The organism is Streptomyces sp. NBC_01478 (assembly GCF_036227225.1).
In the GTDB taxonomy this organism is placed as follows: domain Bacteria; phylum Actinomycetota; class Actinomycetes; order Streptomycetales; family Streptomycetaceae; genus Streptomyces.
In genome coordinates, this window is the sequence record NZ_CP109444.1 from 8,537,808 (window position 1) to 8,563,120 (window position 25,313).

The 25,313-nt window shown below is 71.1% G+C and carries 19 protein-coding genes; 17 read left to right on the forward strand and 2 right to left on the reverse strand.

Annotated elements, in window-relative coordinates; genetic code table 11:
* Positions 1-46: 46 nt before the first annotated feature.
* The 3 genes from OG223_RS38630 (at position 47) to OG223_RS38640 (ending at position 2,164) form a co-directional block, all read left to right on the forward strand.
* Positions 47-670, forward strand: coding sequence for a TetR/AcrR family transcriptional regulator (locus tag OG223_RS38630; RefSeq protein WP_329259054.1), 624 nt, complete (start codon positions 47-49; stop codon positions 668-670).
* Positions 671-752: 82 nt separating this feature from the next.
* Positions 753-1,454: a ribonuclease HII gene (locus tag OG223_RS38635; protein ID WP_033286212.1), complete on the forward strand. Its 702-nt coding sequence runs from the start codon at positions 753-755 to the stop codon at positions 1,452-1,454.
* A 68-nt stretch (positions 1,455-1,522) separates the two neighbouring features.
* Entirely contained in the window at positions 1,523-2,164 is a 642-nt protein-coding gene (locus OG223_RS38640; protein ID WP_329259059.1) for a hypothetical protein, read from the forward strand.
* 261 nt (positions 2,165-2,425) lie between these two features.
* Here OG223_RS38640 and OG223_RS38645 read toward each other — a convergent pair whose 3' ends face one another.
* Entirely contained in the window at positions 2,426-3,061 is a 636-nt protein-coding gene (locus OG223_RS38645; protein WP_329259061.1) for a hypothetical protein, read from the reverse strand.
* Between the two features lie 368 nt (positions 3,062-3,429).
* On the opposite strand from OG223_RS38645, the gene OG223_RS38650 reads away from it, so the two are divergent.
* The 8 genes from OG223_RS38650 to OG223_RS38685 all read left to right on the forward strand — a co-directional run bounded on the left by OG223_RS38650 (position 3,430) and on the right by OG223_RS38685 (position 17,421).
* Positions 3,430-5,589 (forward strand): RecQ family ATP-dependent DNA helicase, encoded by a 2,160-nt coding sequence (locus tag OG223_RS38650; protein WP_329259064.1) that lies wholly within the window; start codon positions 3,430-3,432, stop codon positions 5,587-5,589.
* Positions 5,590-5,863: 274 nt separating this feature from the next.
* Complete coding sequence (locus OG223_RS38655) at positions 5,864-7,525, forward strand: DUF4192 domain-containing protein (RefSeq protein ID WP_329259067.1); 1,662 nt, start codon at positions 5,864-5,866, stop codon at positions 7,523-7,525.
* A gap of 764 nt (positions 7,526-8,289) precedes the next feature.
* Positions 8,290-10,251, forward strand: coding sequence for a glycogen debranching N-terminal domain-containing protein (locus tag OG223_RS38660; RefSeq protein WP_329259070.1), 1,962 nt, complete (start codon positions 8,290-8,292; stop codon positions 10,249-10,251).
* A 130-nt stretch (positions 10,252-10,381) separates the two neighbouring features.
* On the forward strand, positions 10,382-11,140 hold the full coding sequence (locus tag OG223_RS38665) for an NUDIX hydrolase (protein ID WP_329259072.1): 759 nt from the start codon (positions 10,382-10,384) through the stop codon (positions 11,138-11,140).
* A gap of 130 nt (positions 11,141-11,270) precedes the next feature.
* The gene (locus tag OG223_RS38670; protein WP_329259075.1) at positions 11,271-13,400 is read left to right on the forward strand and encodes an ABC transporter ATP-binding protein; all 2,130 of its coding nucleotides are present in this window, start codon (positions 11,271-11,273) and stop codon (positions 13,398-13,400) included.
* Between the two features lie 162 nt (positions 13,401-13,562).
* On the forward strand, positions 13,563-14,450 hold the full coding sequence (locus tag OG223_RS38675) for a FadR/GntR family transcriptional regulator (protein WP_329259078.1): 888 nt from the start codon (positions 13,563-13,565) through the stop codon (positions 14,448-14,450).
* Between the two features lie 433 nt (positions 14,451-14,883).
* Positions 14,884-16,422: an RNA polymerase sigma factor gene (locus OG223_RS38680; protein ID WP_329259081.1), complete on the forward strand. Its 1,539-nt coding sequence runs from the start codon at positions 14,884-14,886 to the stop codon at positions 16,420-16,422.
* A gap of 132 nt (positions 16,423-16,554) precedes the next feature.
* Positions 16,555-17,421: a S1 family peptidase gene (locus OG223_RS38685; protein ID WP_329259084.1), complete on the forward strand. Its 867-nt coding sequence runs from the start codon at positions 16,555-16,557 to the stop codon at positions 17,419-17,421.
* A 108-nt stretch (positions 17,422-17,529) separates the two neighbouring features.
* On the opposite strand, the gene OG223_RS38690 is transcribed toward OG223_RS38685, so the two are convergent.
* Positions 17,530-17,763, reverse strand: a complete 234-nt coding sequence (locus OG223_RS38690) for a DUF7455 domain-containing protein (RefSeq protein WP_019061015.1) — start codon at positions 17,761-17,763, stop codon at positions 17,530-17,532.
* Positions 17,764-18,205: 442 nt separating this feature from the next.
* On the opposite strand from OG223_RS38690, the gene OG223_RS38695 reads away from it, so the two are divergent.
* From OG223_RS38695 to OG223_RS38720, 6 genes are all read left to right on the forward strand, one after another.
* Positions 18,206-20,326: a DNA gyrase/topoisomerase IV subunit B gene (locus OG223_RS38695; protein WP_329259087.1), complete on the forward strand. Its 2,121-nt coding sequence runs from the start codon at positions 18,206-18,208 to the stop codon at positions 20,324-20,326.
* 352 nt (positions 20,327-20,678) lie between these two features.
* On the forward strand, positions 20,679-21,203 hold the full coding sequence (locus OG223_RS38700) for a DUF1453 domain-containing protein (protein ID WP_329259089.1): 525 nt from the start codon (positions 20,679-20,681) through the stop codon (positions 21,201-21,203).
* On the forward strand, positions 21,200-22,351 hold the full coding sequence (locus tag OG223_RS38705; RefSeq protein ID WP_329259093.1) for a histidine kinase: 1,152 nt from the start codon (positions 21,200-21,202) through the stop codon (positions 22,349-22,351). The genes OG223_RS38700 and OG223_RS38705 overlap by 4 nt, the downstream gene beginning before the upstream one ends.
* Positions 22,348-23,034 (forward strand): response regulator transcription factor, encoded by a 687-nt coding sequence (locus OG223_RS38710; RefSeq protein ID WP_329259096.1) that lies wholly within the window; start codon positions 22,348-22,350, stop codon positions 23,032-23,034. Before OG223_RS38705 ends, OG223_RS38710 begins: the two co-directional genes overlap by 4 nt.
* Before the next feature lie 174 nt (positions 23,035-23,208).
* Positions 23,209-23,664, forward strand: coding sequence for a DUF485 domain-containing protein (locus OG223_RS38715; protein WP_443073787.1), 456 nt, complete (start codon positions 23,209-23,211; stop codon positions 23,662-23,664).
* Positions 23,661-25,253, forward strand: coding sequence for a solute symporter family protein (locus OG223_RS38720; protein ID WP_329259102.1), 1,593 nt, complete (start codon positions 23,661-23,663; stop codon positions 25,251-25,253). The genes OG223_RS38715 and OG223_RS38720 overlap by 4 nt, the downstream gene beginning before the upstream one ends.
* Positions 25,254-25,313 lie beyond the last annotated feature (60 nt).

Consider the following 25,313-nt stretch of genomic DNA (forward strand, 5'->3'; position numbering starts at 1 on the left):
CCGATCCCCGGAATCCCCCATTCCACTGCTCGCTGGAGACACTCAGATGGTTACTTCGGGCTGGACGGCCGCCCCCGCTCAGACGGCCTCCCTCCGCCGCCGCGGCGCCGTGCTCGAACGCGCGATCCTGGACGCCGCGCTGGAACAACTCAGCACGGTCGGATGGAACGCCCTCACGATGGAAGGCGTCGCTGCGGGCGCCCAGACGGGCAAAGCGGCGGTGTACCGGCGCTGGTCCTCGAAGGAGGACCTCGTCGCAGACGCGTTGCAGGCCGGACTGCCGCGTCTGGAGGAGGCACCCGACCTGGGAAATGTGCGCGAGGATCTGTTGGCGCTGTGCAGGCGGGCGCGCGACGCGATGTTCTCGCGCCCTGGATTCGCCCTCCGTGCGGTGATTCACGAATGCGACACCGTGCAGGCGGAGCGCTTCCACGGCGTGATCTTCGAAGGAGTCGTGGAACCGACGATCAAGATGCTCCGGGAGGCGATCAACCGTGGAATAGAGCGAGGTGAGGTCCGCTCGGACGCGTCCAACAGCTATGTCTTCGATGCCATCCCGGCGATGATGATGTACCGCTCGAAGATGTGCGGCAGCGAATGGGGAGACCGCGACATCGAGGAAATGATCGACCAGTTGATGCTTCCGTTGCTCCGGCCGGGCAGTGCGTGAACCGGCTCGGAACGGTCCGGGAAGTGGGCTGGGGAAACCCGGGTGTCGCAAGGGGTTCCGGGCGGCGTACCCTGAGGGCGCCATGCCGTACGAACCACCCACTCATACCGTCGAGCGCTCACTCCGCGCCACGACCGGGGCCAAGGTCATTGCCGGCGTCGACGAGGTGGGGCGCGGTGCGTGGGCCGGCCCCGTCACCGTCTGCGCGGCGGTCACCGGACTGCGCCGACCCCCCGAAGGCCTCACCGACTCCAAACTCATCGCGGTCAGACGACGCACCGAACTCGCCGAGGAACTCCGCAAGTGGGTCTCGGCGTACGCCCTGGGACATGCCTCCCACGAAGAGATCGACGACCTGGGGATGACGGCCGCGCTGCGGCTCGCCGCGGTGCGGGCTCTTGAGGCCTTGCCCGTACGCCCCGACGCGGTCATTCTCGACGGGAAGCACGATTACCTCGGGGACCCCTGGCGGGTTCGTACGGTGATCAAGGGCGACCAGTCGTGCGTGGCGGTCGCGGCCGCTTCGGTGATCGCCAAGGTTCAGCGCGACAAAATGATGGCCGAACTGGGCATCGACCATGCAGACTTCGCTTTCGCGGCCAACGCCGGGTATCCCTCACCCGTGCACAAGGCCGCACTGGAGGAGCGGGGCCCCACCCCGTACCACCGGTTGTCGTGGGCGTATCTTGATGCGCTGCCCCAGTGGCGGCACCTCAAGAAGGCCCGCAGTTGGGCGGAGGGAAACGTTCCGAAGATCGAGGGCCAACTCGGATTCGACTTCTGACCGTTCCGCTCGCACTCATGTGCCACCCGCTGCCGCAAGCCGCACCAGTGTTTGATAAAAATCAGCTCATGCCTCTCATTCCCGAGGAGCCTCAGATTCACGAGAGTGCCCAGGGTCCCCGCGCCACTCCGGCCAGTGGCCGCGTCGCGCCGACCCCCCGCCCTGTACCCGGTCCCCGCCCCGCGGCTCCGTCGCGTCCCGGTCGCCCCGGCCCCCTGCGGCCCACGGCTCCGGCGCAACGTACGCCGCGCGACGTGGCCGTGGCCAAGCCCGGACCCTCGGGTCCGGCTGCTCCCGCCTCCTCCGACACCACTGTGGCGACCCCGCAGATCCAGTTGATCCCGGCCTCGGCCGAGGGCGCGCTGGACGCTGCCGAGGAAGCCGTCGACCTGCTCCTGGAGTCGGGTCGTGCCCCCGGTGACGTGCTGGTGATCACCACCGGCGAACCGCACCCGTGGGCCGCCCACGAACTGTCCTTCGGCGACGCCTCCTACTGGGCGCAGCACGACGCGCGCGACGACGTCTTCTACGCGGACGCCGCCGTCACGGGCCGGGCGGCGTCCCGTCCCGTCGTCGTGGTCGCCGTCAACGGAGGCGCAGCCGCCGTTGTCACCACCGCCCTGCCTCTGGCCCTAGGCCGGGCCGACACCCTGCTGATCGTCTGCGGCGACCCGCAGCAGATCAACTCGGTGCTGGGCGCGGGCGTCTGAGCCTTCCGGGGGTTCCCGGAAGGCTTTCGAAGGGCGACGGCGGTCAGGTGAACGCCGTCGCGGCGGTCTGTGCACGGTGAGTCATTTGGTGTGCGCGGATTTCTGTTGCGGCCGGTGAAGTGCGCTGTCCGCGCGCGTACTTCATCCCTGCGCCCCATGCTGTGTCCGGGCGCGCCGGAGTCTCCACCCGGGTCGGCCGGGCGCCGTACGGACTCTCCATGATGCCGACGCGCGGTCCGGGCGCGGCGCCCGGACCGGGTTTCAGCGGGCCGCGGCGCGGCGCAGGACCTCCGAGGCGGCGCCGCCGGTGCGGGGGAGCAGGGGCGGTACCTCGGACATGGCGAAAGGCTCCGGCGTGGAGTCCGCGCTGGGCCGTCGGCCGCCGCGCCCCTCGCCGAGCACCTGCCAGCCGTCACGCGTCAGCGTGATGTAGGCCCCGCAGCGCAGCCCGTGCAGGGTGCAGGCGTCCCGCAGCCCCCACATCCACGCGCCGTCCTCCTCCGTCCAACGCGCGTCGCCCTCACGGCAGTAGAGCAGCACGGCCGTGCGCACCGGAGTGCGGCGGCGCAGATCGTGCGGGATGACGCGGCGGAGCTGCGCGAGCAGCGCGTTGCGGAACATCCAGCCGTCGGCCGGGGCGGACCGCCGGACGAACGAGGCGCTCGCGAGCAGGCGTTCGTCCGGGTCGAGGACGGCGACGATCGCGGTCGCCGGTCTCGGGCGATGCCGGGAGTGCAGCCCGCTGACGACCTCGCGAGGATTGCGCAGCAACGGGATTCCGGCGGCGGCCCATTCGGAGGGTTCGAGCAGACGAGCCAGGGGGTTGGCGGAAGCGGCGGACAGGTCGGCAGACGTCGACGTGGATGCCGCGGAGGACGGAGCGAATCCGAAGGTCACGGTCCTCCCTTCGGCTACGCGCCCACACTACGGGCGAGGTCGGATTGGGGGGAGCGCACACCGCAGCAGAGCCCTACCGGATCACGGACGAGCCGTGCGGGGAGCGGACTCCAATTCTTCCTGTCGAACTTGGATGCGGCAACGAGCAAATGGGGCCACAGACCCTTATCTGGCGGTCTGTGGCTTATATCCCTACCCTCTGCGTCACCCGGCGACGCCTGGGACGTTCGAGCACAACACTTTCGTACGCCATTCATGTGCGGCAGGTCCATAGGGAGTCGGTCGGCCCGGGTGCGGGCGCGGGTCCCGCGAACCGCGTCACGGCGGGGGATTGGGCCGTTGTCAGTGGCGTGCTGTTGCATGGGGGCATGAGCAACCAGGAGCTGCGTGCCGAAGCCGACGCCATCCTCGCCGAGCTCGTCGGTGACCCGAGCGGCACGGCGCGGCTGCGCGAGGACCAGTGGCAGGCGGTGGCCGCTCTCGTGGAGGAGCGACGGCGCGCCCTGGTGGTGCAGCGCACCGGCTGGGGCAAGTCGGCGGTGTACTTCGTGGCCACCGCCCTGCTGCGCCGGCGCGGCTCCGGGCCCACGGTGATCATCTCGCCGCTGCTGGCACTGATGCGCAACCAGGTCGAGTCGGCGGCACGGGCCGGAATCCGGGCGCACACCATCAACTCGGCCAACCCGGAAGAGTGGAACGACATCTACGGAGAGGTCGAACGGGGCGAGACCGACGTGCTCCTCGTGAGTCCCGAACGGCTGAATTCCGTGGATTTCCGCGACCAGGTGCTGCCCAAGCTCGCGGCCACGACCGGCCTCCTGGTGGTCGACGAGGCGCACTGCATCTCCGACTGGGGACACGACTTCCGCCCCGACTACCGCAGGCTGCGGGCGATGCTGGCCGAACTGCCCGCCGGCGTACCGGTACTGGCCACCACGGCGACCGCCAACGCGCGCGTGACCGCCGATGTGGCCGAGCAGTTGGGCACGGGGGCCGGGGAGGCCCTGGTGCTGCGCGGTCCGCTGGAGCGGGAGAGCCTGCGGCTGGGAGTGGTCCAACTGCCGGACGCGGCACACCGTTTGGCGTGGCTCGCCGAGCACCTGGACGAGTTGCCCGGCTCGGGGATCATCTACACGCTCACCGTGGCCGCCGCCGAGGAAGCCACCGCCTTCCTGCGCCAACGAGGCTTCAAGGTCGCCTCGTACACCGGGAAGACGGAGAACGCGGACCGGCTGCAGGCCGAGATCGACCTCCAGGAGAACCGGGTCAAGGCGCTGGTCGCCACATCGGCCCTGGGCATGGGCTACGACAAGCCGGACCTTGGCTTCGTGGTCCACCTCGGCTCGCCCTCGTCGCCGATCGCCTACTACCAGCAGGTGGGCCGTGCGGGGCGCGGTGTGGCCCACGCCGATGTGCTGCTCCTGCCCGGCCGCGAGGACGAGGCCATCTGGCGCTACTTCGCCGATACGGCCTTCCCACCCGAGACACAGGTCCGGCAGACCCTCACGGCCCTCGCCGACGCGGGACGGCCGCTGTCCGTGCCGGCCCTTGAGACGGCGGTCGACCTACGCCGCGGCCGACTGGAGACGATGCTGAAGGTCCTGGACGTCGACGGGGCGGTCAAGCGCGTGAAGGGCGGCTGGGCGGCCACAGGCGCGGAGTGGGTGTACGACGCCGAGCGGTACACGTGGGTGGCCAAGCAGCGGGCGGCCGAGCAACAGGCCATGCGCGACTACGTGAGTACGTCCCAATGCCGGATGGAGTTCCTGCGCCGGCAACTGGACGACGAAGGCGCGGTGCCGTGCGGCCGCTGCGACAACTGCGCCGGCGCCTGGATCGATTCCTCGGTCTCGGCGGAGACGCTGACAGGGGCGACGAAGGAACTGGACCGCCCGGGCGTGGAGGTGGAGCCGCGCCGGATGTGGCCGACGGGGATGGCCGCGCTGGGGGTCGACCTCAAGGGGCGCATCCCGGCCAAGGACCAGTGCTCCACAGGGCGCGCCCTGGGCCGGCTCTCCGACATCGGCTGGGGCAACCGGCTGCGCCCGCTGCTGGCCGACACCGCTCCCGACGGTCCGGTCCCCGACGACGTCCTGAAGGCCGCGGTGGCGGTCCTCGCCGACTGGGCGCGCTCTGCGGGCGGTTGGGCACCGAATGTCACGGACGCCTCCGCCCGGCCTGTGGGAGTCGTGGCCGTACCGTCCCTGGCCCGCCCGCAACTGGTCGGTTCCCTCGCCCAGGGCATCGCGACCATCGGCCGCCTCCCCCTCCTGGGCACCCTGACGTACACCGGACCGGACGGCACGCATGCGGCCCGCCGCAGCAACTCCGCCCAACGCCTCAGGGTCCTCTCCGACGCCTTCGCCGTCTCGGGGGAACTGTCCGACGCCCTGGCCGCCTCTCCCGGGCCCGTCCTGCTCGTCGACGACTACACCGACTCCGGCTGGACCCTCGCGGTCGCCGCCCGCCTGCTCCGCAGGGCAGGCAGCGAACAGGTTCTTCCGCTGGTCCTTGCGGCGGCGGGCTGAGATTTCTCGTTCGGGACCCTTGTCGCAGGCCTGCGATCGGGGTGATTCCGCCCTGCGGGCGCGGTGATTCCGGCTGGTCCGGGGCGAGCTTCGGTGGCGACTGAATCGGCTCGGCCGTCGCTCCTCGTCGGGTGGTCGAGCGATCGCCGAGGGCGGTCCCGATGTCCCGGTCACACGGGCCCACTTGGCCATGCCGAACCCCATGTGGCGTGTCCCTGACCGGACTTATCCACAGGCTCAAACGGAATGCCGTGATCCGCGAGATCGTCGACGCATGACGAATCACAGCGAAACGACCGGATCCTCCGAAAACGGCGACATCGACCCCACCGCGTACGACCGACACGGTGCCGAGCACCAGGTCACCCTCCGCACCCCCGCCGAGCTCGCCGACGCCCTGCCCTATCTGCTCGGATACCGCCCCGAGGACAGCATCGTCCTCGTCGCCCTGCACGATCGGGGCGGCCGGGGCCGGTTCGGCGGCCGGGCCAGGCTCGGCATTCCCGCCGGCGCGGACGACTGGGCCTCCGTGGCACGGCAGTTGGCCCACGGCCTCGTGACCGGCAGCGAGCGCAGGGGAACCCGGCCCGAGCAGATGATCGCCTACGTCTGTCAGGAACCGGCGCCGGGTGAGTCGGGACGCCAGGTCATGGAACGTCTGCGCCCGCTCGTGCAGAAGCTGCGCACCGAGTGCGGCCGACTCGACGTGACCGTGATCGAGGCGCTCTGCATCTCGGACGGCCGCTTCTGGTCGTACTGCTGCCCGATCGAGGGATGCTGCCCGGTCGACGGATCCCCGATGGGCCTGCCGGGCACCTCCGTACTCGCCGCGGCGGCGACCTATGCGGGACTCCAAGTGCGCGGCACGCTAAGGGAGTTGCGCACCAGGTTGCTGCCCTGGGAGACGGCGGCCGCGCTTCAGCAGGAAGTCGCCCTGGACGCCGCCGGCATGGCTCTGGTTCCGAGGATCCTCGACGAGGCCAGCCGGGCGGACGTGGCGCAGGAGACTCTGGACCTCGCCCAGCGGATCATGAGGCGATTCGCCGCGGCACCGCTCGTGTCCGGTGCACTCCACTCGGACTTCCGCGACGACGCACTGCTCGCCCACGACGAAGCCGCCACGCTGATCCTCGGTCTCCAGGACCGTACGACGCGCGACCGCGCCGCCGAATGGATGGAGGGCGACGACGCGGTACCGGCCCTGCGCCTCTGGCGCGCACTGGCCCGCCGCTGCGTCGGCCCGTATGGCGAACACGCCGCGGCTCCTCTCACGCTCGCCGGCTGGGTCGCCTGGTCGACCGGCGACGACCTGGAGGCCAGGGAAGCCCTGGCCATGGCCCTGGGCGCGGACCCCGACTACCTCTTCGCCCGCCTCCTGCACCAGGCCTGCAACGAGGGCCTGGACCCGGAGTCGATCCGCCGCTGCCTGCGGGCGGAACGGGTGGGGCGCGCCGGGGCAGCGGGAGCCGGAGAGGCGAAGGGTGCTGGAGGAGTGACGGGTACTGGAAGGCCGGCGGGCGCCGCAGAGATGGCCGGAGCCGGAGAAATGGCGGGAGTTGGAGGAGCAACGGGAGCCGCGGGGGCAGCGGTAGGCGGAGACGTGACGTGCGCTGGAGAGGTGGTCGGCGGCGCGGAGGCCGCCGACGGTTCCCTGCGGCAGGGTGCGAGCGATCCCGGCGATGCTCCGGCACCGGCGGCCTCCCGCCGTCGGCGACGCACGCGTACCGCCGACGGAGTCGAGGGCCGTCCCCGTCTCTCGGGCACGGACGGCCGCCGGTCCGGAACGGACGGATCCCGTCCGCGCACACCGGCACAGGGCACCGCACGCCCGGGCAGCACGCGTTCGCGCACCGCTGGGAAGGGCGGTTCGCAGCGCTACGACACCTGCTCAGAGGCGCCGCAGCCGGGGAGTAACGGCATTGAGGGGGACGGGTGATCAAGGGCTGGGGGAGCGGCAGGCAACCTCACCGGTCCAGTGGTCGGCTCGGCGCGCTCGGAGCGTGGTTCCCTCGGGTCGTTCGGTTGCGGGCGGCGACTCGACAAGCGGTCTGTGTCCCCGGCGCGCGGGCCTGCGCTGGTCTCGTCGAGGGGCACGCGGCGCGAGAAGCGGGTGGGTGTGACCGAGGGACCGAGCGCCGGGTCGAAGGTCACCGGAACTGGGGGACTGGCGCTGTCCGTCCGTCCCCTCCGCCGCGCCGCCATTCGGTCGGCTTCCCAGGCCGCGGGCGTGACCAGGAGGAGCCCGGCCCCGTTCACCTGAGTGGCGGAACGCCTGAACGGGTCGTGTCGCCGGACAGCCCTTGTCCTCCCGGAACCGTCCATCCGGCGCCGAACACGTCTGAGGCGCACAGAGCGCAGAAGAAGCCGCCCATGCACCAGCCGACTCCGCCCTCCGCCGACGACGACCGCCCTGACTCCGGCGACCCCGAGCCGCGCTCGTTCCGGGGCGCCGACTCAGCGCCGTCGCACATGGTCACCGACTCGGCGCCGCCACACACGGGTGCCGGCTCGGCACCGCCACACAAGGTCACCGCCGATCCCGAGCATCCGCCGCATCCGCCGGAACCGTCTCATCGGCCGGCCGGAGGGTGGGCGCCGGGTCGGCTCCGCCGCCCACCCCCGCCCGCGCCCTTACGCCAGTCCTCTCCCGTCTCCCCGCCTCAAAGTCCTCCGCCGCATCAGCCACCCCCGTCTCGCCCGATGCCCCGCCGTTCCCTCGAACTGCCCCCGACTCACACCACCCTGATCTGCGTAGCCCTCCCGGGGCTGGCTGTCTCCACCGAGCAAGGGCAGTTGAACGGCCGGGGGTTGGAGGGGTTCTACCGCGCGGGTCGGCGCGTGCTCTCGCGTTGCCAGGTGCGGGTGGCCGGACGGGAACCGCTGGCGGTGCAGGCCAGGATGACTGCGGCCGACCGCGCCCGTTTCGTCGGGACCGTGCGGGTGTCCCCGGACTGCGGCCCTGACCCGGACCTTGTCGTCGAGCGGATCCGGCACGCCGACGGCACCGAGCGCATCACCCTGCGCAGCGTGTCCCGTCGCCCGCTGCGCCTGCCGGTCGAGGTGGCGCTCGGCACCGACATGGCCGAGCTGGGCGCGATCGCCGCAGGCAACACAGGACCCGAACTGCCCGCCAGCGTGCACGACTCCGGCCTGCGCTGGTCCGGCGCCACCGGCAGCTCCGCGGTCACGGCCGACCCACCGCCCGCCGACGCGTTGGCCTCCGCGGGGCTCCTGCGCTGGGAGTTCGAACTGGCACCGGGCGGCACGGCGAGCGTGGAACTTCGGGTACGGCAGGACGGCGCGGGACCGGTCCGGCCCGTGGGTCACGCGGCGACCAGTCCCCTGGCCTCCGCACGGGCGACCGGCGACGACCCGAGAGCCCCAGCGCTCCTGCGGACCAGTATCGAGGACCTCCAAGCATTGCTGCTGCGCGACCCAGCGCACCCCTCCGACACACACCTCGCGGCCGGGGCACCCTGGCGCTGCGGTCTGGCGCCGACGGAGTCGCTCACGGCCGCGCGGATGACGCTGCCTCTCGGTACGCGGCTCGCCGCGGGCACACTGCGGATCCTCGCGCGCACCCAACTCCAGTGCGCTGGAGCGCAGTTGGGCATGATTCCCGGACCGCGGCGGGACGCCGGCGCCCATCTGCCGCCGAGTTGCACGGGGACCGAGGCCACTCTGCTCTTCCCGGTGCTGCTCGCGGAGGCCCGCCGCTGGGGGCTCCCGGAGCAGGAGACACGGGAGTTGCTTCCGGCCGCGGAGCGCTGTCTGACGTGGTTGCGGACCACGGTGGGTGACGGCACGTATCTGCGCGACCCCCACCCGGGCGGACCCGTCCGCTGTGAGACACAGGCTCACGCCCACCGGGCGGCGCTGCTCGGTGCGGATCTGCTCGACGCCTTCGGCAGACCCGGCGGCGCGGAACTGCGGCAGTGGGCCCAGGAGCTGCGCACCGCCTTCCGCGCGGACTTCTGGATCGGGGACCTGGGCGGCGGCCGCCCGGCAGCGGCCCGCGCTCCGGACGGACGCCTCGTCCCGCACCTCGGGGCGACCGCGGCCCACCTCCTCGACACCGGGCTCTCGGGTGGTGGCGAGTACGCGCCCGGCCTGCTCGACAAGGTGCGGGCCGAACAGCTCGCCCGGCTGCTCGGCGGCCCGGCCATGGACTCGGGCTGGGGACTGCGCGGCCTGGGCGCGAAGGAACCGGGATACAGCCCGTTCAGTCACCGGGGCGGAGCCGTGCGGGTGGCGGAGACGGCGATCGCCGTCGCGGGCCTGGCCGCCGCCGCGTACGACAAGGAGGCGACCTCGCTGCTGCGGGGCGTCCTCGCCGCGGCCGAGGCGTTCGGACACCGGCTCCCCGAGATGTACGCGGGGGAGCAGCGCACGGACGGGAGCGCTCCCCTCCCGCACCCGGCGTCCTGCCGCCCGGCGGCCACGGCGGCGGCCGCCGGCGTGCTGCTGCTGACCACCCTCGCGGGCATCCGCCCCGACGCCCCCGCCCGCACGGTCACCCTCCGACCGGTGCGCAGCGCGCCCCTGGGCGAGATCGGCCTGACCGGGCTGCGGATCGCGGGCGCCCCCTTCTCCGTACGGGTCGGCCGACTCGGTGTCGCCATGGTCGAGGAGGCGGCCGACGGCCTGCAATTAGGAGTGTGACCTCGTACGGGGCCGTACCGGCCGACGGTCGGAGAGCGAGGGCGGGCCGCGTATCGCACCGAAGTGGATCAGTCATGGCGGTACCGACGAAGGGAGTGTTTATCGTCAGGCAGACGACTATGATCTCCGCATGTCCTACGACCCGTCAGCGTATCCGCCCTTCGCCGTCACCGTGGACCTGGTCGTGCTGACCGTGCGCCGCCATGCTCTGTGCGGGCTGGCGGTACGCAGGGGTGAGCCGCCGTTCCAGGGGCGCTGGGCGCTGCCCGGCGGCTTCGTGCGGGCCGACGAGGATCTGTCGCAGGCCGCGGCACGCGAACTGGCGGAGGAGACGGGACTGCGCGCCCACGAACCGGCCGCCCCCGCCCAGGACAACGGGGCACACCTGGAGCAGCTCGCGACCTACGGCGACCCCAAGCGCGACCCGCGGATGCGCGTCGTCAGCGTCGCCCACCTGGCGCTCGCACCCGACCTGCCCGCACCCCGCGCCGGTGGCGACGCCAGCAACGCGCGGTGGGCGCCCGTCGAGGAGTTGCTGCAGCAAGGGGGGTTCGGACGCGACGGCGATCCGGTGGCGCCGCTCGCCTTCGACCACACCCAGATCCTGTCCGACGGGGTGGAGCGAGCCCGTTCGAAGATCGAGTACTCGTCCCTGGCCACGGCGTTCTGCCCCACCGAGTTCACCGTGGGTGAGCTGCGCCGGGTCTACGAGGCGGTGTGGGGCGTGGCGCTCGACCCGCGCAACTTCCACCGCAAGGTGACCGGCACGCCCGGGTTCCTCGTCCCGACGGGCGGCACGACGACCCGTCAGGGCGGCCGCCCGGCGCAGTTGTTCCGGGCCGGCGGGGCCACGCTGCTCAACCCGCCGATGCTGCGCCCCGAGGTGTGAGGTCGTAGCACATCGAACGAACTGACCGGCCGAAGTGATCGACCGAAGTGATCGACCGAGGCGATCAACCGTCGCGGAGCGGGCCGTTCGGTGCCCGGAAAAACGGACATAGCGCGCTATCTTGCTGTGGGTGATCCAGGCCTTCGGACTGACCAGCAACGCCCGCAAGGAGCATCCGCCCGCCGTCGACGACGTCTCCTTCGAGGCTCGTGCGGGCCGTGTCACCGCACTCCTCGGAGCACCGGGCGCGGGCAAGACGACCGCGCTCAGGCTCATGCTCGAACTCCAACAGGGACGTGGAATCACCTACTTCAGGGGCCGCCCCCTGCATCGCATCGCCCACCCGTCGCGTGAGGTCGGCGTGCTCCTGGGCGATGTGCCGGGACATCCGGCGCGACCCGTCCGCGGCCACCTCCGGATGCTGTGCGCCGCGGCAGGCGTTCCGGCCCGGCGCGCCGACGAAGTCCTCGAAGTGGTCGGCCTCGTCAGCCTGCGCGACGAACGCCTCGGCAGCCTCGCACGCGGCATGGACCGCCGCCTCGGCCTCGCCTGCGCCCTGCTCTCCGACCCGCACACGCTCGTGCTGGACGAACCCGCGGACGCTCTCTCCACCCGCGAAGGCCGTTGGCTGTACGGCATGCTGCACGCGCACGCAGCCCAGGGCGGCACGGTCCTGTTCACCACCGCCGACCCCAAGGAGGCCGCCCGCAGCGCCGACCGGGTCGTCACCCTGGAGCAGGGCAGACTCGTCGCCGACCAGGAGGCCGGAGACTTCGCCCGCACCCGGCTGCGCCCCCGCGTCGCCGTCCGCAGCCCGCACGCCAACCGCCTCGCCGCCCTCCTCACCAAGGAGGCCCGCACCGCACACCACTCCGTCGAAGTCGTACGGGAAGACGGCAACCGCCTTTCCGTGTACGGCAGTACATGCGCCGACGTCGGTGAGACGGCGTTCCGGCACGACATCCTCGTACACCAACTCGCGGACGAGATCGGGGACATGGGACCGGGCGCCGGGGGGACCCTCCAGGGGGAGGCGGAACCCGTCGACGAGCCGAGAGTGCCGGGCCCCTCGTCGACAGCCGAGCTGCCATCGGCCCGCACCGACACCCCACTTGCCGGGCTGCCGGCACGACGAACGGCTATCCCGCCCACCGAGACGCCGACGCCATCCACCGACACGCTGCCGGCCGAGGGCGCACAACCCCACGCCGTCGTGCCTCCCGCCCACGGCCCGCTGCCGCTCACGGCCACGCTGCCCACCGCCGAGCCGCCCGTTTCCGCGGAGCCGGTACCCGCCGCCGAACCCGACCCTCCGTACGAGGCCCACGCGGCCGCTCCGAGCCCCCGCACCACCAACTCCCGGCTGGTCCCTCTCGTCGACGCCGAGGAGGCGACCGGCACGCATCCCCGCGCGCGTGCCGCACGCACCTCCCGGGCCCTCACCCTCGACGCCCTGTCCCCGCTCCCGCCCCCCATCTCCGTCCGCGCCGCCCCCAGCCCACTGCGCCCGCTCCGCTACGAACTGCGTCGTGCCGCCGGTGTCGGCACCGGGTTTCTCACCGGGGCCGCCGTGCTCGTCATGTCCGCCCTCACCGCGCTGTTGCTGGCCCGCATCGGGCACACCCCACAGTCGCGTCTCCTGGCCGCGTGGCCGCGGGAGTTGCCCCTGCCGCCCGCGGCGCTCGGTGCGGGACTGCTCGGGGCGTTCGCGTTCGGTGACGAGTTCCGCCACCCTGCCCTGGCGGCGGACCGCGGCACCGTGCCCCGCCGGATGGGGCTGCTCGTCGCGAAGCTCCTGGTCTCCGCGGCCACCGCGCTGCTGCTGGCGTTCCTCACGGTGGGCTGCGACGCCGAAGTGCTCTACCTCGTCTACGGACGGGAGCTCGCGCAGGTTCCCGCCGACTGGCTTTCGATGGGCGCGAGTTGGATCGGCCTGGTCGTCGGGTGTGCGTGGGCCGGCGTTCTGGCCGCAGGCATCTTCCGGTCCACCACGGCCGGGCTCGCCGCAGTGGTCGCCGTACCGATTCTCGTCGTACCCCTCGTGCACAAGGCACTGGACGGGCCCGCCGTGCGGACCGCCGAAGGCTTTCCCGTGCGGATGCGGAAGGTGTTCCTGCTGCAGTGGCCCTTCGGGGGAGAGCGCTACCTGTCCGCGGCGGCGCGGGTGATCGCCCAACCCGTGGGCGGGGCACTGACGTTGTCGCTGACCGCACTGCTGTGCGCGTATCTGCTCACGACCCTGCGGAGCAGGGTCCGATGACGACCGTGCGCACCCCTCGGGTTCCGCTCTGCGCACAACTCCCCGCAGAAAGCCCATTTCTTTCCGATAAGGCGTCAATTGCGACGGGGTGAGCGATCACCCTTTCGTGTGCTTTTCACCAAAGACCTCAAGGGAGTTGGGGACAGCGCCGACAAAGGATCCGTGAGTACCCTTGCGCACCCCATGATGACCGCCGCCCACTCCGCAGACTCCGGTCTCGCCGGCCCGGGCGGACTCGACCGCTACCCCTATGCCGAGGCGCCCGTCACCGAGCGCCTCGGAGCCCCTTCCTGGGACGGTTCCGACCCCGAGCTGGGCCGCGTGGGCCGTCGTGCCGCGGGCAGCCGCGGACGCGGGCTGCACGGCCAACTCGTCCAGCAGTTGGGGCAGATGATCGTCTCCGGCGACCTGGGCGCCGACCGTCCGCTGGTGCCCGAGGAGATCGGCCAGCGTTTCGAGGTCTCCCGCACCGTCGTCCGCGAGTCGCTCCGCGTCCTGGAGGCCAAGGGCCTGGTCAGCGCGCGCCCGAACGTCGGCACGCGCGTGCGTCCCGTCAGCGACTGGAACCTCCTCGACCCGGACATCATCGAATGGCGCGCCTTCGGCCCGCAGCGCGACAACCAGCGCCGTGAGCTGAGCGAGCTGCGCTGGACGATCGAGCCGCTCGCCGCGCGTCTCGCCGCCGGGCACGGGCGCGAGGACGTCCAGCAGCGTCTCTCCGACATGGTCGAGATCATGAGCCACGCCATGGGTCAGGGTGACGCGCTGACCTTCTCCCGCGCGGACGCCGAGTTCCACTCGCTGCTCATCCAGGTCGCGGGCAACCGGATGCTGGAGCACCTTTCCGGGATCGTCTCCTCGGCCCTCCAGGTCTCCGGGGGCCCGGTCACGGGCTGTGACCGCCCGACCGACGCCTCCCTGGGGCACCACGCCCGGATCGTCGACGCCCTCGCCGCGGGCGACGGCGCGGCGGCCGAGGCGGCCATGCGGCAGTTGCTCATCGTGCACCCCGAGCCGGAGCGCGTGGTGCCCGCCCCGCGCGAGCACTGACGCGCGCGGGTGGTCGGCGCGGTCGAGGTGTGCCGCGTTCTCGTGGCGGCGCCCGGCCGGGGCGCCCGTCTTCCGCCGGACCCCGCAGGATCCTTCAGGGAATCCGGCGGGGTCCGGCGGTGCGACGGGGTGCCGGATCCCCCTGAGGCGCGCCTGCCGGGGCTGTGAGTGACCTCCTCTGCCCGTGTCTGACCGTTTTTGAACGCTTACGGGGTGTGACTCGGGCCACGCAGATTGGGCGTAACGCTCGCGGGCACTGCGCGATGACCTAAGAGGTGACAGCCGCGGAAGGGAATACGGACGCCGTTCAAGGCGCTGTGTTTCTTCCCGGCCCCAGCCCGCGCCGTCGGCCCATCCCCAGTCGGCGGTCGTCGGTTCCTGTCCGTACCGGACGGGGCCGGAAGCCGTTTTCCATCGTTCCGAGAGGTTGTTCGTGTCGGCCAGCACATCCCGTACGCTCCCGCCGGAGATCGCCGAGTCCGTCTCTGTCATGGCGCTCATCGAGCGGGGAAAGGCTGAGGGGCAGATCGCCGGCGATGACGTGCGTCGGGCCTTCGAAGCTGACCAGATTCCGGCCACTCAGTGGAAGAACGTACTGCGCAGCCTCAACCAGATCCTCGAGGAAGAGGGTGTGACGCTGATGGTCAGTGCCGCGGAGCCCAAGCGCACCCGAAAGAGCGTCGCAGCGAAGAGTCCGGCCAAGCGCACCGCCACCAAGACGGTCGCCGCGAAGACGGTGACCGCCAAGAAGGCCACCGCCACCGCCACTCCGGCCGCCCCCGTCGCCGACGCTCCCGCCGAGGACGACGCTCAGAAGGTCGCTGCCAAGAAGACGGCGCCCGCCAAGAAGACGGTCGCCAAGAAGGTCGCCGCGAAGAAGACGACGGCGGCCGCCAAGAAGACCAGCGCCAAGAAGGACGACGCCGAGCTGGTCGACGAAGAGTCCACCGAGGAGACCCCCGGCAAGACCGGGGACGAGCCCGAGGGCGCCGAGAGCGCCGGGTTCGTGCTCTCCGACGAGGACGAGGACGACGCGCCCGCGCAGCAGGTCGCCGCGGCCGGTGCCACCGCCGACCCCGTCAAGGACTACCTCAAGCAGATCGGCAAGGTCCCCCTCCTCAACGCCGAGCAGGAGGTCGAGCTCGCCAAGCGCATCGAGGCCGGTCTGTTCGCCGAGGACAAGCTGGCCAACGCCGACAAGCTCGCCCCCAAGCTCAAGCGCGAGCTGGAGATCATCGCCGAGGACGGCCGCCGCGCCAAGAACCACCTCCTGGAGGCCAACCTCCGCCTGGTGGTCTCCCTGGCCAAGCGCTACACCGGCCGCGGCATGCTCTTCCTGGACCTGATCCAGGAGGGAAACCTCGGTCTGATCCGCGCAGTCGAGAAATTCGACTACACCAAGGGCTACAAGTTCTCCACGTACGCCACCTGGTGGATCCGTCAGGCGATCACCCGCGCGATGGCCGACCAGGCCCGCACCATCCGTATCCCGGTGCACATGGTCGAGGTCATCAACAAGCTCGCGCGCGTGCAGCGCCAGATGCTCCAGGACCTGGGCCGCGAGCCCACCCCGGAGGAGCTGGCCAAGGAACTCGACATGACCCCGGAGAAGGTCATCGAGGTCCAGAAGTACGGCCGCGAGCCCATCTCCCTGCACACCCCCCTGGGTGAGGACGGCGACAGCGAGTTCGGTGACCTCATCGAGGACTCCGAAGCCGTCGTCCCGGCCGACGCGGTCAGCTTCACGCTCCTCCAAGAGCAGTTGCACTCCGTCCTGGACACCCTGTCCGAGCGCGAGGCCGGCGTGGTCTCGATGCGCTTCGGTCTCACCGACGGTCAGCCGAAGACCCTCGACGAGATCGGCAAGGTGTACGGGGTCACCCGTGAGCGCATCCGCCAGATCGAGTCCAAGACCATGTCGAAGCTGCGCCACCCGTCGCGTTCGCAGGTCCTGCGCGACTACCTCGACTAGGCCGTAGTCGTACGACACGAAAGGCCCGGTCTCCCTTCGGGGAGCCGGGCCTTCGTGCTGGCCGCGGGTGCGGCGCGCGGCGTGCTGGATCACTCTGGGTCTCTGATCACCATCCCAGAGTGAGGAACGTGCATGCGTCGTCCCTTTGCCCGGGCGCTGACCCGGCCGCTGGTCCTGGCGGCCGCCGCGTCTGCCATACCGCTGGTCTCCGCGGCCCCCGTGGCCGCCGACAGCATCGTCGTCGGCGGGTTCCCGGTCGATGTCTCCGTGAGTCCCTGGACGGTGGCGCTGTCCAGCCGTGACCGGTTCGGGGGTACCCGGGCGGGCCAGTTCTGCGGCGGTGTGGCCGTGGGCCGGACCACCGTGCTGACCGCGGCCCACTGCATGGGCGACGACGTCCTGGGGGCCCCGCCGCACCGCACGGCCGACCTCAAGGTTGTCACCGGCCGTACGGACCTGCTCTCGGACCGGGGTCACGAGATCGCCGTTCGCGACGTGTCGGTCAATCCGCGCTACGACGCCGTCAGCAACGCCGGCGACTTCGCCGTGCTCACGCTCGCCGAACCGCTGCCCCAGGGCTCGGTCATCACGATGGCGGCCGCGGGTGACGCGGCCTACGAACCGGGCACGGCCGCCACGGTCTACGGCTGGGGCGATCTCACCGGCAGCGGCGACTACGCGGGCAGCCTGCACGCTGCGCGCCTGCATGTGCTGTCCGACGCGAGCTGTGAGGAGGCGTATCCAGCGGGTGCCGACGGCACTTACCTCCCGGAGTCCATGCTGTGCGCCGGAGAGGCTCAGGGAGGCCGTGACGCCTGCCAGGGGGACAGCGGCGGGCCGCTGGTCGCCCAGGGGCGGCTGATCGGGCTCGTGTCGTGGGGCAGCGGGTGTGGGCGCGCCGGGAGCCCCGGCGTCTACACCAGGGTGTCGGACGTTCTGCGGACGCTGGCCGCCACCGCGGCTCGCCAGGGCCGCACAAGGGCGCCTGACGGCGTCTGAGGGGCATCTGCGGGCACACGAAGACGGGCGGCCCCGCTCCTGTGGTTCAGGAGCGGGGCCGCCCGTCGCCGGCCTGGGCCGGTGCTGGCTCGTCGTGGACGCGAAGTGTCAGCGGTCTTCTTCAGGAACGCTTGCAGCAGGAGCGGAGGTCAGCCGCTCCGACTCGTCCTGTATCTCAGCGGCGATCTTCTTGAGTTCCGGCTCGAACTTGCGGCCGTGGTGGGCGCAGAAGAGCAGTTCTCCGCCGCTCAGCAACACGACGCGCAGGTATGCCTGGGCGCCGCAGCGGTCGCAGCGATCGGCGGCCGTCAGTGGGCTCGCGGGGGTCAGAACAGTAGTCACGTCGCCTCTTCTCTAGCTCGACGAGCTGTCGTACCAGGGTCAACATCCAACCAGCCCGAAAACGTTCCCGCTCGTGGCTTTTCCTCGAAAAATTCTTCCGGGGCGGCTGTCTGCTGCCGGTTGGCGGCGAATGTGCCGTATTGCGTGTCTATGTGTCTGTACGGGTTCGCGCTGGGGGTCAGGGTCGGGTCCATCCGGCTGGGTTGCCGGTTGTTCATGAGGACGTGCCCGGAGCCTAAATGGTTCATGCCCCGAAGGGAACGTGATATGTACTTCACTCCATCGAGGGATCGAACAGGTATACGACACTGGACTAGTGTGAGGAGGAGACGAGGGTGGCGTTACAACGGCTCTACCAGGCCTCGGTACCCTCTGAGCGGCAACCGAAGCCGGGCCCTTACCCAAAAGGGCCTCATCTGAAATTCAGCGAGGAGCGAACCGCGTGACCGCCGAAACGTCCGTGCCGTCGACAGCGCTGCTGGCAGGAGCAGACCGGGACGGTTCCAACTACACCGCGCGGCACCTGCTCGTCCTCGAGGGACTCGAGGCCGTACGCAAGCGCCCGGGTATGTACATCGGGTCCACCGACAGCCGTGGCCTGATGCACTGTCTGTGGGAGATCATCGACAACTCCGTGGACGAGGCCCTCGGGGGCTACTGCGACCACATCGAGGTGATCCTGCACGACGACGCCTCGGTGGAGGTCCGGGACAACGGCCGGGGCATCCCGGTCGATGTCGAGCCCAAGACCGGCCTCTCCGGTGTCGAGGTCGTCATGACCAAGCTGCACGCCGGCGGCAAGTTCGGCGGCGGCTCGTACGCCGCCTCCGGCGGTCTGCACGGCGTGGGCGCCTCCGTGGTGAACGCCCTGTCCGCGCGGCTGGACGTCGAGGTGGACCGCAGCGGCAACACCCACGCCATCAGCTTCCGGCGCGGTGTGCCGGGCTCCTTCGCGACCGCCGGTCCGGATGCCACGTTCGAACCCGGTGGCCTGCGCAAGACCAAGCGGATTGCCAAGACCCGCACCGGCACGCGTGTGCGCTACTGGGCCGACCGCCAGATCTTCCTCAAGGACGCCAAGCTGTCCCTGGAGGGCCTGCACCAGCGGGCCCGGCAGACCGCGTTCCTGGTGCCCGGACTGACCATCGTCGTCCGCGACGAGTACGGCCTCGGTGAGGGCGGCAGCAAGGGGGAGGAGTCCTTCCGCTTCGACGGCGGCATCAGCGAGTTCTGCGAGTACCTGGCGAACGACAAGCCGGTCTGCGACGTCCTGCGCCTGTCCGGCCAGGGCACCTTCAAGGAGACGGTGCCCGTCCTGGACGACCACGGGCAGATGACGCCCACGGAGGTCACACGCGAACTCGGCGTCGACATCGCCATGCGCTGGGGGACCGGCTACGACACGACGCTCCGGTCGTACGTGAACATCATCGCCACCCCCAAGGGCGGTACCCATGTCGCCGGCTTCGAGCAGGCCGTCGTCAAGACGATGAACGAGGTGGCGCGCGCCAAGAAGCTGCTGCGCGTGGCTGAGGACGACGTCGTCAAGGACGACGCCCTGGAGGGCCTCACTGCAGTCGTCACCGTCCGGCTCGCCGAACCGCAGTTCGAGGGCCAGACCAAGGAGGTGCTCGGTACGTCGGCGGCCCGCCGCATCGTCGCCAACGTGGTCGCCAAGGAACTCAAGGACTTCCTGACCTCGACGAAGCGTGACGCGGCGGCCCAGGCCCGGGTGGTCATGGAGAAGGCCGTCGCCGCCGCACGCACGCGTATCGCGGCCCGGCAGCACAAGGATGCGCAGCGTCGAAAGACGGCCCTGGAGACTTCCTCGCTGCCCGCCAAGCTCGCCGACTGCCGCAGCGACGACGTGGAGCGCAGCGAACTGTTCATCGTCGAGGGCGACTCCGCGCTCGGTACGGCCAAGCTCGCACGGAACTCCGAGTTCCAGGCGCTGCTGCCGATCCGCGGCAAGATCCTCAACGTCCAGAAGTCGTCCGTCACCGACATGCTGAAGAACGTCGAGTGCGGGGCGATCATCCAGGTCATAGGAGCGGGATCGGGTCGCACCTTCGACATCGACGCCGCCCGCTACGGCAAGATCATCATGATGACCGACGCCGATGTGGACGGCTCCCACATCCGGTGTCTGCTTCTGACCCTGTTCCAGCGCTACATGCGGCCCATGGTCGAGGCCGGCCGGGTGTTCGCCGCGGTGCCGCCGCTGCACCGCATCGAGCTGGTCCAGCCCAAGAAGGGCCAGGACAAGTACGTCTACACGTACTCGGACCGTGAGCTGCGCGAGAAGCTCCTGGAGTTCCAGAGCAAGGGCGTCCGGTACAAGGACTCCATCCAGCGCTACAAGGGCCTCGGCGAGATGGATGCCGACCAACTGGCCGAGACGACGATGGACCCCCGCCACCGGACCCTGCGCCGGATCAACCTCTCGGACCTGGACGCGGCCGAGCAGGTCTTCGATCTGCTGATGGGCAACGACGTGGCGCCGCGCAAGGAGTTCATCTCCAGCTCGGCCGCGACGCTGGACCGGTCGCGGATCGACGCCTGACCGCCGTGCCGGGCCCGGGTCCGATCCGGACCCGGGCCGCGGCACGGAGGCATTGAGCCGCGGCCCGGCCCGATCGCTCCATGCCGGACACGGACATGACGCGGCCGCCTGACATGGACCCGCCGCCCGTCGGCTCCACCCGTGGGTCCTGACACGGGCACGGACACGGCGCGCCCGCCCGGCACGGATCCGGCGCCGCCAGTCGCCTCCACCCGTGGGTGGAGGTCGGCGCGGTTCAGGGATCCACCCACGATCCACCCTGGCGCCGATCTGCCGACCTTCGAATTTCCGTAGCGTCGAAGGCGTCGGCAGCGCTCGCGGCCGACATCCCCTTCCGCTCACGGAGGCTCTGATGTCCGGGCTCGTCAACGCGTTGGTGATCGTGGCCGTCGTCGCGGTGGTGATCGTGCGGCAGTTCCGCGCCCGTCGGATCGACACCGACCGGCGCTGGTGGCTCCTCCCCGTGATCCTCGCCGTCGTTGCGCTGCGCGAGCCCGGCATACTCGACGCGCACCACCACACCGAGTCGGCCTTCCTGCTCGGCGTCGAGCTGGTCATCGGGCTGGCCACCGGAGCCGGCTGGGCCTGGACCACGCGCCTGTGGGTCGAGACCGACGGTTCCGTGTGGAGCAAGAGCACCAAGGCGAGCGGGGGCGTCTGGATCGTCGGCATAGCCCTGCGCGTCGGCCTCGTCGCCCTGGGCGCGTTGATCGGGGTGCACCAGGACAGCGCGGCCCTGATGCTCGGTCTCGCGGCAACGCTGCTGGTCCGCTCCGGGGTCCTGGCCTGGCGGGCCCAGGCCTACACCGGGGCGGCCGGATCGGCCCCGGCGTACGGTTTCGGCATGGCGCGGCCCGCCCGGAAGGAGCGCGCGTGACCGAGAACGCATGGACGCGCTGGCCCTCGCGGGAGGCGCTGAGCCGAGACGGAGTCTCACGGCCCCGGCGGCTGCTCGCCTGGGCCGTCCGGCTGCTGGTGATCGGCGTGCTGCTGGGGGGCGCCTTCACCGGCAGCCACATCCACGGCTGGGCCCTGGCCGGCGGCGTGGCGGGGATCCTGGTGGCCGCGGCCCTCGGCTGGGCGTTCTGGCGCACCACCCTCGCCCACAGACTCTGGCCGTCGGTGGCCCTCATCGCCGCGCTCCTCGGAATCGCGATCGCGGGACAGGCGACCGGCTTCACGGTCCCGGCCCTCGTCGTCTGGTGTGGCTGCGCCGTCATCTCGCTGGAGCGGCTGCCCATCGCGGTTGCCGTACCGGTGACAGCGGTGTCCCTCGCGATCTTCGCCGCGGTCAACAACGACGTATGGCTGACCACCGCGGTCACCACGGCCGGGCTGTCCCTCGCCGGATACACGCTCCGCCTCGACGCCGAGGCGCGGGGCAACGCTCAGCGGCTGCTCGCCCAGGAGCGCCTGGCGCGCGCGGCCGAGGCGGAGTCCGCCGCGCTGGCGGAGCGGGCCCGGATCGCCCGGGAGATCCACGACGTGCTGGCCCACAGCCTCTCGGCACAGCTCGTGCACCTGGAGGCGGCCCGGCTGCTGATCGAGCGGGGCGCCGACCGGGAGACGATTCTGGAACGGGTCGTGGCGGCACGGGGGATGGCCCGCGACGGCCTGGTGGAGACCCGGCAGGCCCTGTCCGCGCTGCGGGGCGAGATGAGCCCGCTGGAGGACTTCCTGACCGAGATCGTCGGTACGACCGGCCGTGCCGAGGTCACCGTTACGGGTGATCGCAGACAACTGCCCGCCGAGGCTTCACAGACCGTGCGCCGGGTCGCCCAGGAGGCCCTGACGAACGTCCGCAAGCACGCTCCGGGCGCCAAAGTGCTGCTCACGTTGGACTACGGCGAGCACGAAGTGACGCTGGACGTACGGGACTCGGGCGGTTCGCCCGGCGAACTCACCGGGGCGGGAGGTGGATACGGTCTGCTGGGCATGCGGGAACGCGCCGAGCTGCTGGGCGGTTCCTTGCGGGCAGGGCCGGACGAGGAGGGATTCGTGGTGACGCTGAAGGTGCCCGCATGACGGAGGAGGCCGTGAGGAGACCCGCGCGGGTCGTGGTCGCGGACGACCAGACCGTCGTACGGGAAGGCATCGTGATGCTGCTGGGGCTGCTGCCCGGGATCGAGGTCGTCGGCGCCGCCCGCGACGGGGACGAGGCGGTGCGGCTCGTCGCCGAACTCGCCCCGGACGCCGTCCTGATGGACCTGCGCATGCCGCGCTGTGACGGTGTCGAGGCGACCCGGCGCATCCGCGCGGAGCATCCCGGAACGCAGGTCGTGGTGTTGACGACGTTCGCGGACGACGCGTCGCTGTTCCAGGCGCTGCGCGCGGGAGCGCGCGGCTATCTCACCAAGGACGCGGGCGGCGAGGAGATCGTACGGGCCGTGCAGAGCGTGCTGTCGGGGGACGCCGGGCTGTCGCCGAGCATCCAACGACGTTTGCTGGAGCGCCTGTCGGAGTCCGAGCCGCAGCCGGCGCCGGGGCCCGAAGAGCCGCCGGACGGGCTCACCGCGCGGGAGACCGAGGTGCTGTTGCTGATCGCCGAGGGTCTGACCAACCAGGAGATCGCCCGCAAGCTGCATGTCTCCACGGCGACCGTGAAGACCCACATCAACAACCTGTTCGCCAAGACGGGGCTCAAGGACCGTGCGCAGGCGGTGCGTTACGCCTACGGCAAGGGGCTGGTGCGGCCACCAGCGGGTTGAGTCACCTGATGGGGTGAAGACAGCGGAGAAGAAGAGTCGGGGATCTTCCCGTTCTGTCCATCCTTGGGCATGCAGTCAAGCAACGGTCGTCCCCGCGGTGGCGGGAATGGTCACGAGAGTCCGGCCGAGCACCACGAAGGTCATGACCCGACCCCCGCCGCGGCAACCGGGAAGGTGAGGTACCACGACCCGTGGTACGACGCGCTCGCGTCCGGCTGGGGCGAGTCGGACGGCGCGGGGGTGCCCGTCCCCGAAGTGCCGTCCGCCCGTCGGGAGGACAAGGGACGGGCGCTGCGCGCCGCGGACGTGTACCTCGAGGTGCAGCGCAGCGCGGCCTTCCAGGAGGTGCGCGGCCGGTATCTGCGGTTCGTGGTGCCGGCCACCGTCGCCTTCTTTGCCTGGTACGTGGCCTACGTGGTGACGGCGACGACGGCACCCGGACTCATGGCCCGGCCGGTGGCCGGCGCGGTGAACGTGGGGATGGTCGCGGGACTGGGGCAGTTCCTCACCACCTTCCTGCTCACCTGGGCCTACGCCCGGCACGCGCGGCTGCGCAGGGACAGGGCCGCGCTCGAACTGCGCTGGGACACACAGGAACTGACACGAGGCATTCGAGGCGGTACGTCGTGACCGGGAACCATCAGACGCTGGCGCTGCTGCTGTTCAGCGCGTTCATCGCGGTCACCCTCGGGATCACCACCTGGGTGAGCCGCAACCGGCATGGTTCGGAGGAGGAGTTCTACGCGGGCGGGCGTCTCTTCTCCCCGATGGAGAATGGTTTTGCCATCTCGGGTGATTATCTGTCCGCAGCCTCGTTCCTCGGGGTCACCGGGCTCATCGCGCTGTTCGGCTACGACGGCCTGCTGTACGTGGTGGGCTTCTTCGTCGCCTGGCTCATGGTGCTGTTCCTCGTCGCCGAACTGGTGCGCAACTGCGGGCGGTTCACGCTCGCCGACGTGGTCGCCGCCCGGATGAGCGAGCGGCCGGTGCGGATCGCTGCGGGAACTTCCTCGGTCACCGTGTCCGTTCTCTATCTGGTGGCGCAGATGGTGGGCGCGGGCAGCCTGGTCTCACTGCTGCTGGGCGGGACGAGTCCGGCCGCGCGGGCCTGGACCGTCATCGGCGTCGGGGCGCTCATGGTGATCTATGTGTCGATGGGAGGGATGCGGGCCACCACATGGATCCAGATCGTCAAGGCAGTCCTGATGATGAGCGGCACCATCGCGCTGACGGTGCTGACCCTGGTGCGCTTCCACGGGAACCTGAACCACCTGCTGCTCACCGCAGCCGCGCGCAGCGGTCACGGCGCCGCCTTCCTGGCGCCGGGGCTCAAGTACGGCGGGGACTGGACCGCGCGGTTCGACTTCATCAGCCTGGGCCTCGCGCTGGTGCTGGGCACGGCCGGGCTGCCGCACATCCTGTCCCGCTTCTACACCGTGCCGACCGCACGGGCCGCGCGCCGTTCGGTGGTGTGGTCGATCGGGCTCATCGGCGCGTTCTACCTGATGACGATCATCCTTGGCTTCGCCGCCGCGGCGGTCGTGGGACCGGACACCCTTCGGAAGTCGAACGAGGCGGGGAATACGGCGGTCCCGCTGCTCGCCCTCGACCTCGGCGGAGGAGCCGATTCCACCGGGGGTACCGTCCTGTTCGCGATCGTCGCGGCCGTGGCCTTCGCCACGATCCTCGCGGTGGTGGCCGGGATCACCCTGGCCTCCTCGGCATCCGTGGCGCACGACCTGTACGCGTCGCTGCGGCGCCCGAACGCCAAGCCGCGCAGTGAGGTGGCCGTGGCGCGGGTCGCCGCGGTCGGCATCGGTGTCGCGGCGATCGGGCTCGGCCTCATCGCCAGGGACCTCAACGTCGCCTTCCTGGTGGGCCTCGCCTTCGCCGTCGCCGCCTCCGCGAACCTCCCGGTGCTGCTCTACTCGCTGTTCTGGCGCGGCTTCACGACCCGCGGCGCCGTATGGGCCGTATACGGCGGACTCGTCCCTGCACTCGTGCTCGTGTTGCTGTCGCCGGTCGTGTCAGGCAGTCCCGAATCGCTGTTCCCGGGCGTCGACTTCCAGTTCTTCCCGCTCCAGAACCCCGGCCTCGTGTCGATCCCGCTCGGTTTCCTGGCCGGCTGGCTCGGCACGGTCACCTCGACGGAGGTCCCGGACGAGGCCAAGCACGCGGAGACCGAGGTACGGGCACTGACGGGGGCGGGGGCCGTGTAGCGGGGGTGCCCGCCGTCGTCGTACGTGCGCGGTTCGATCTCGTACGACAGCGGCGGGCGC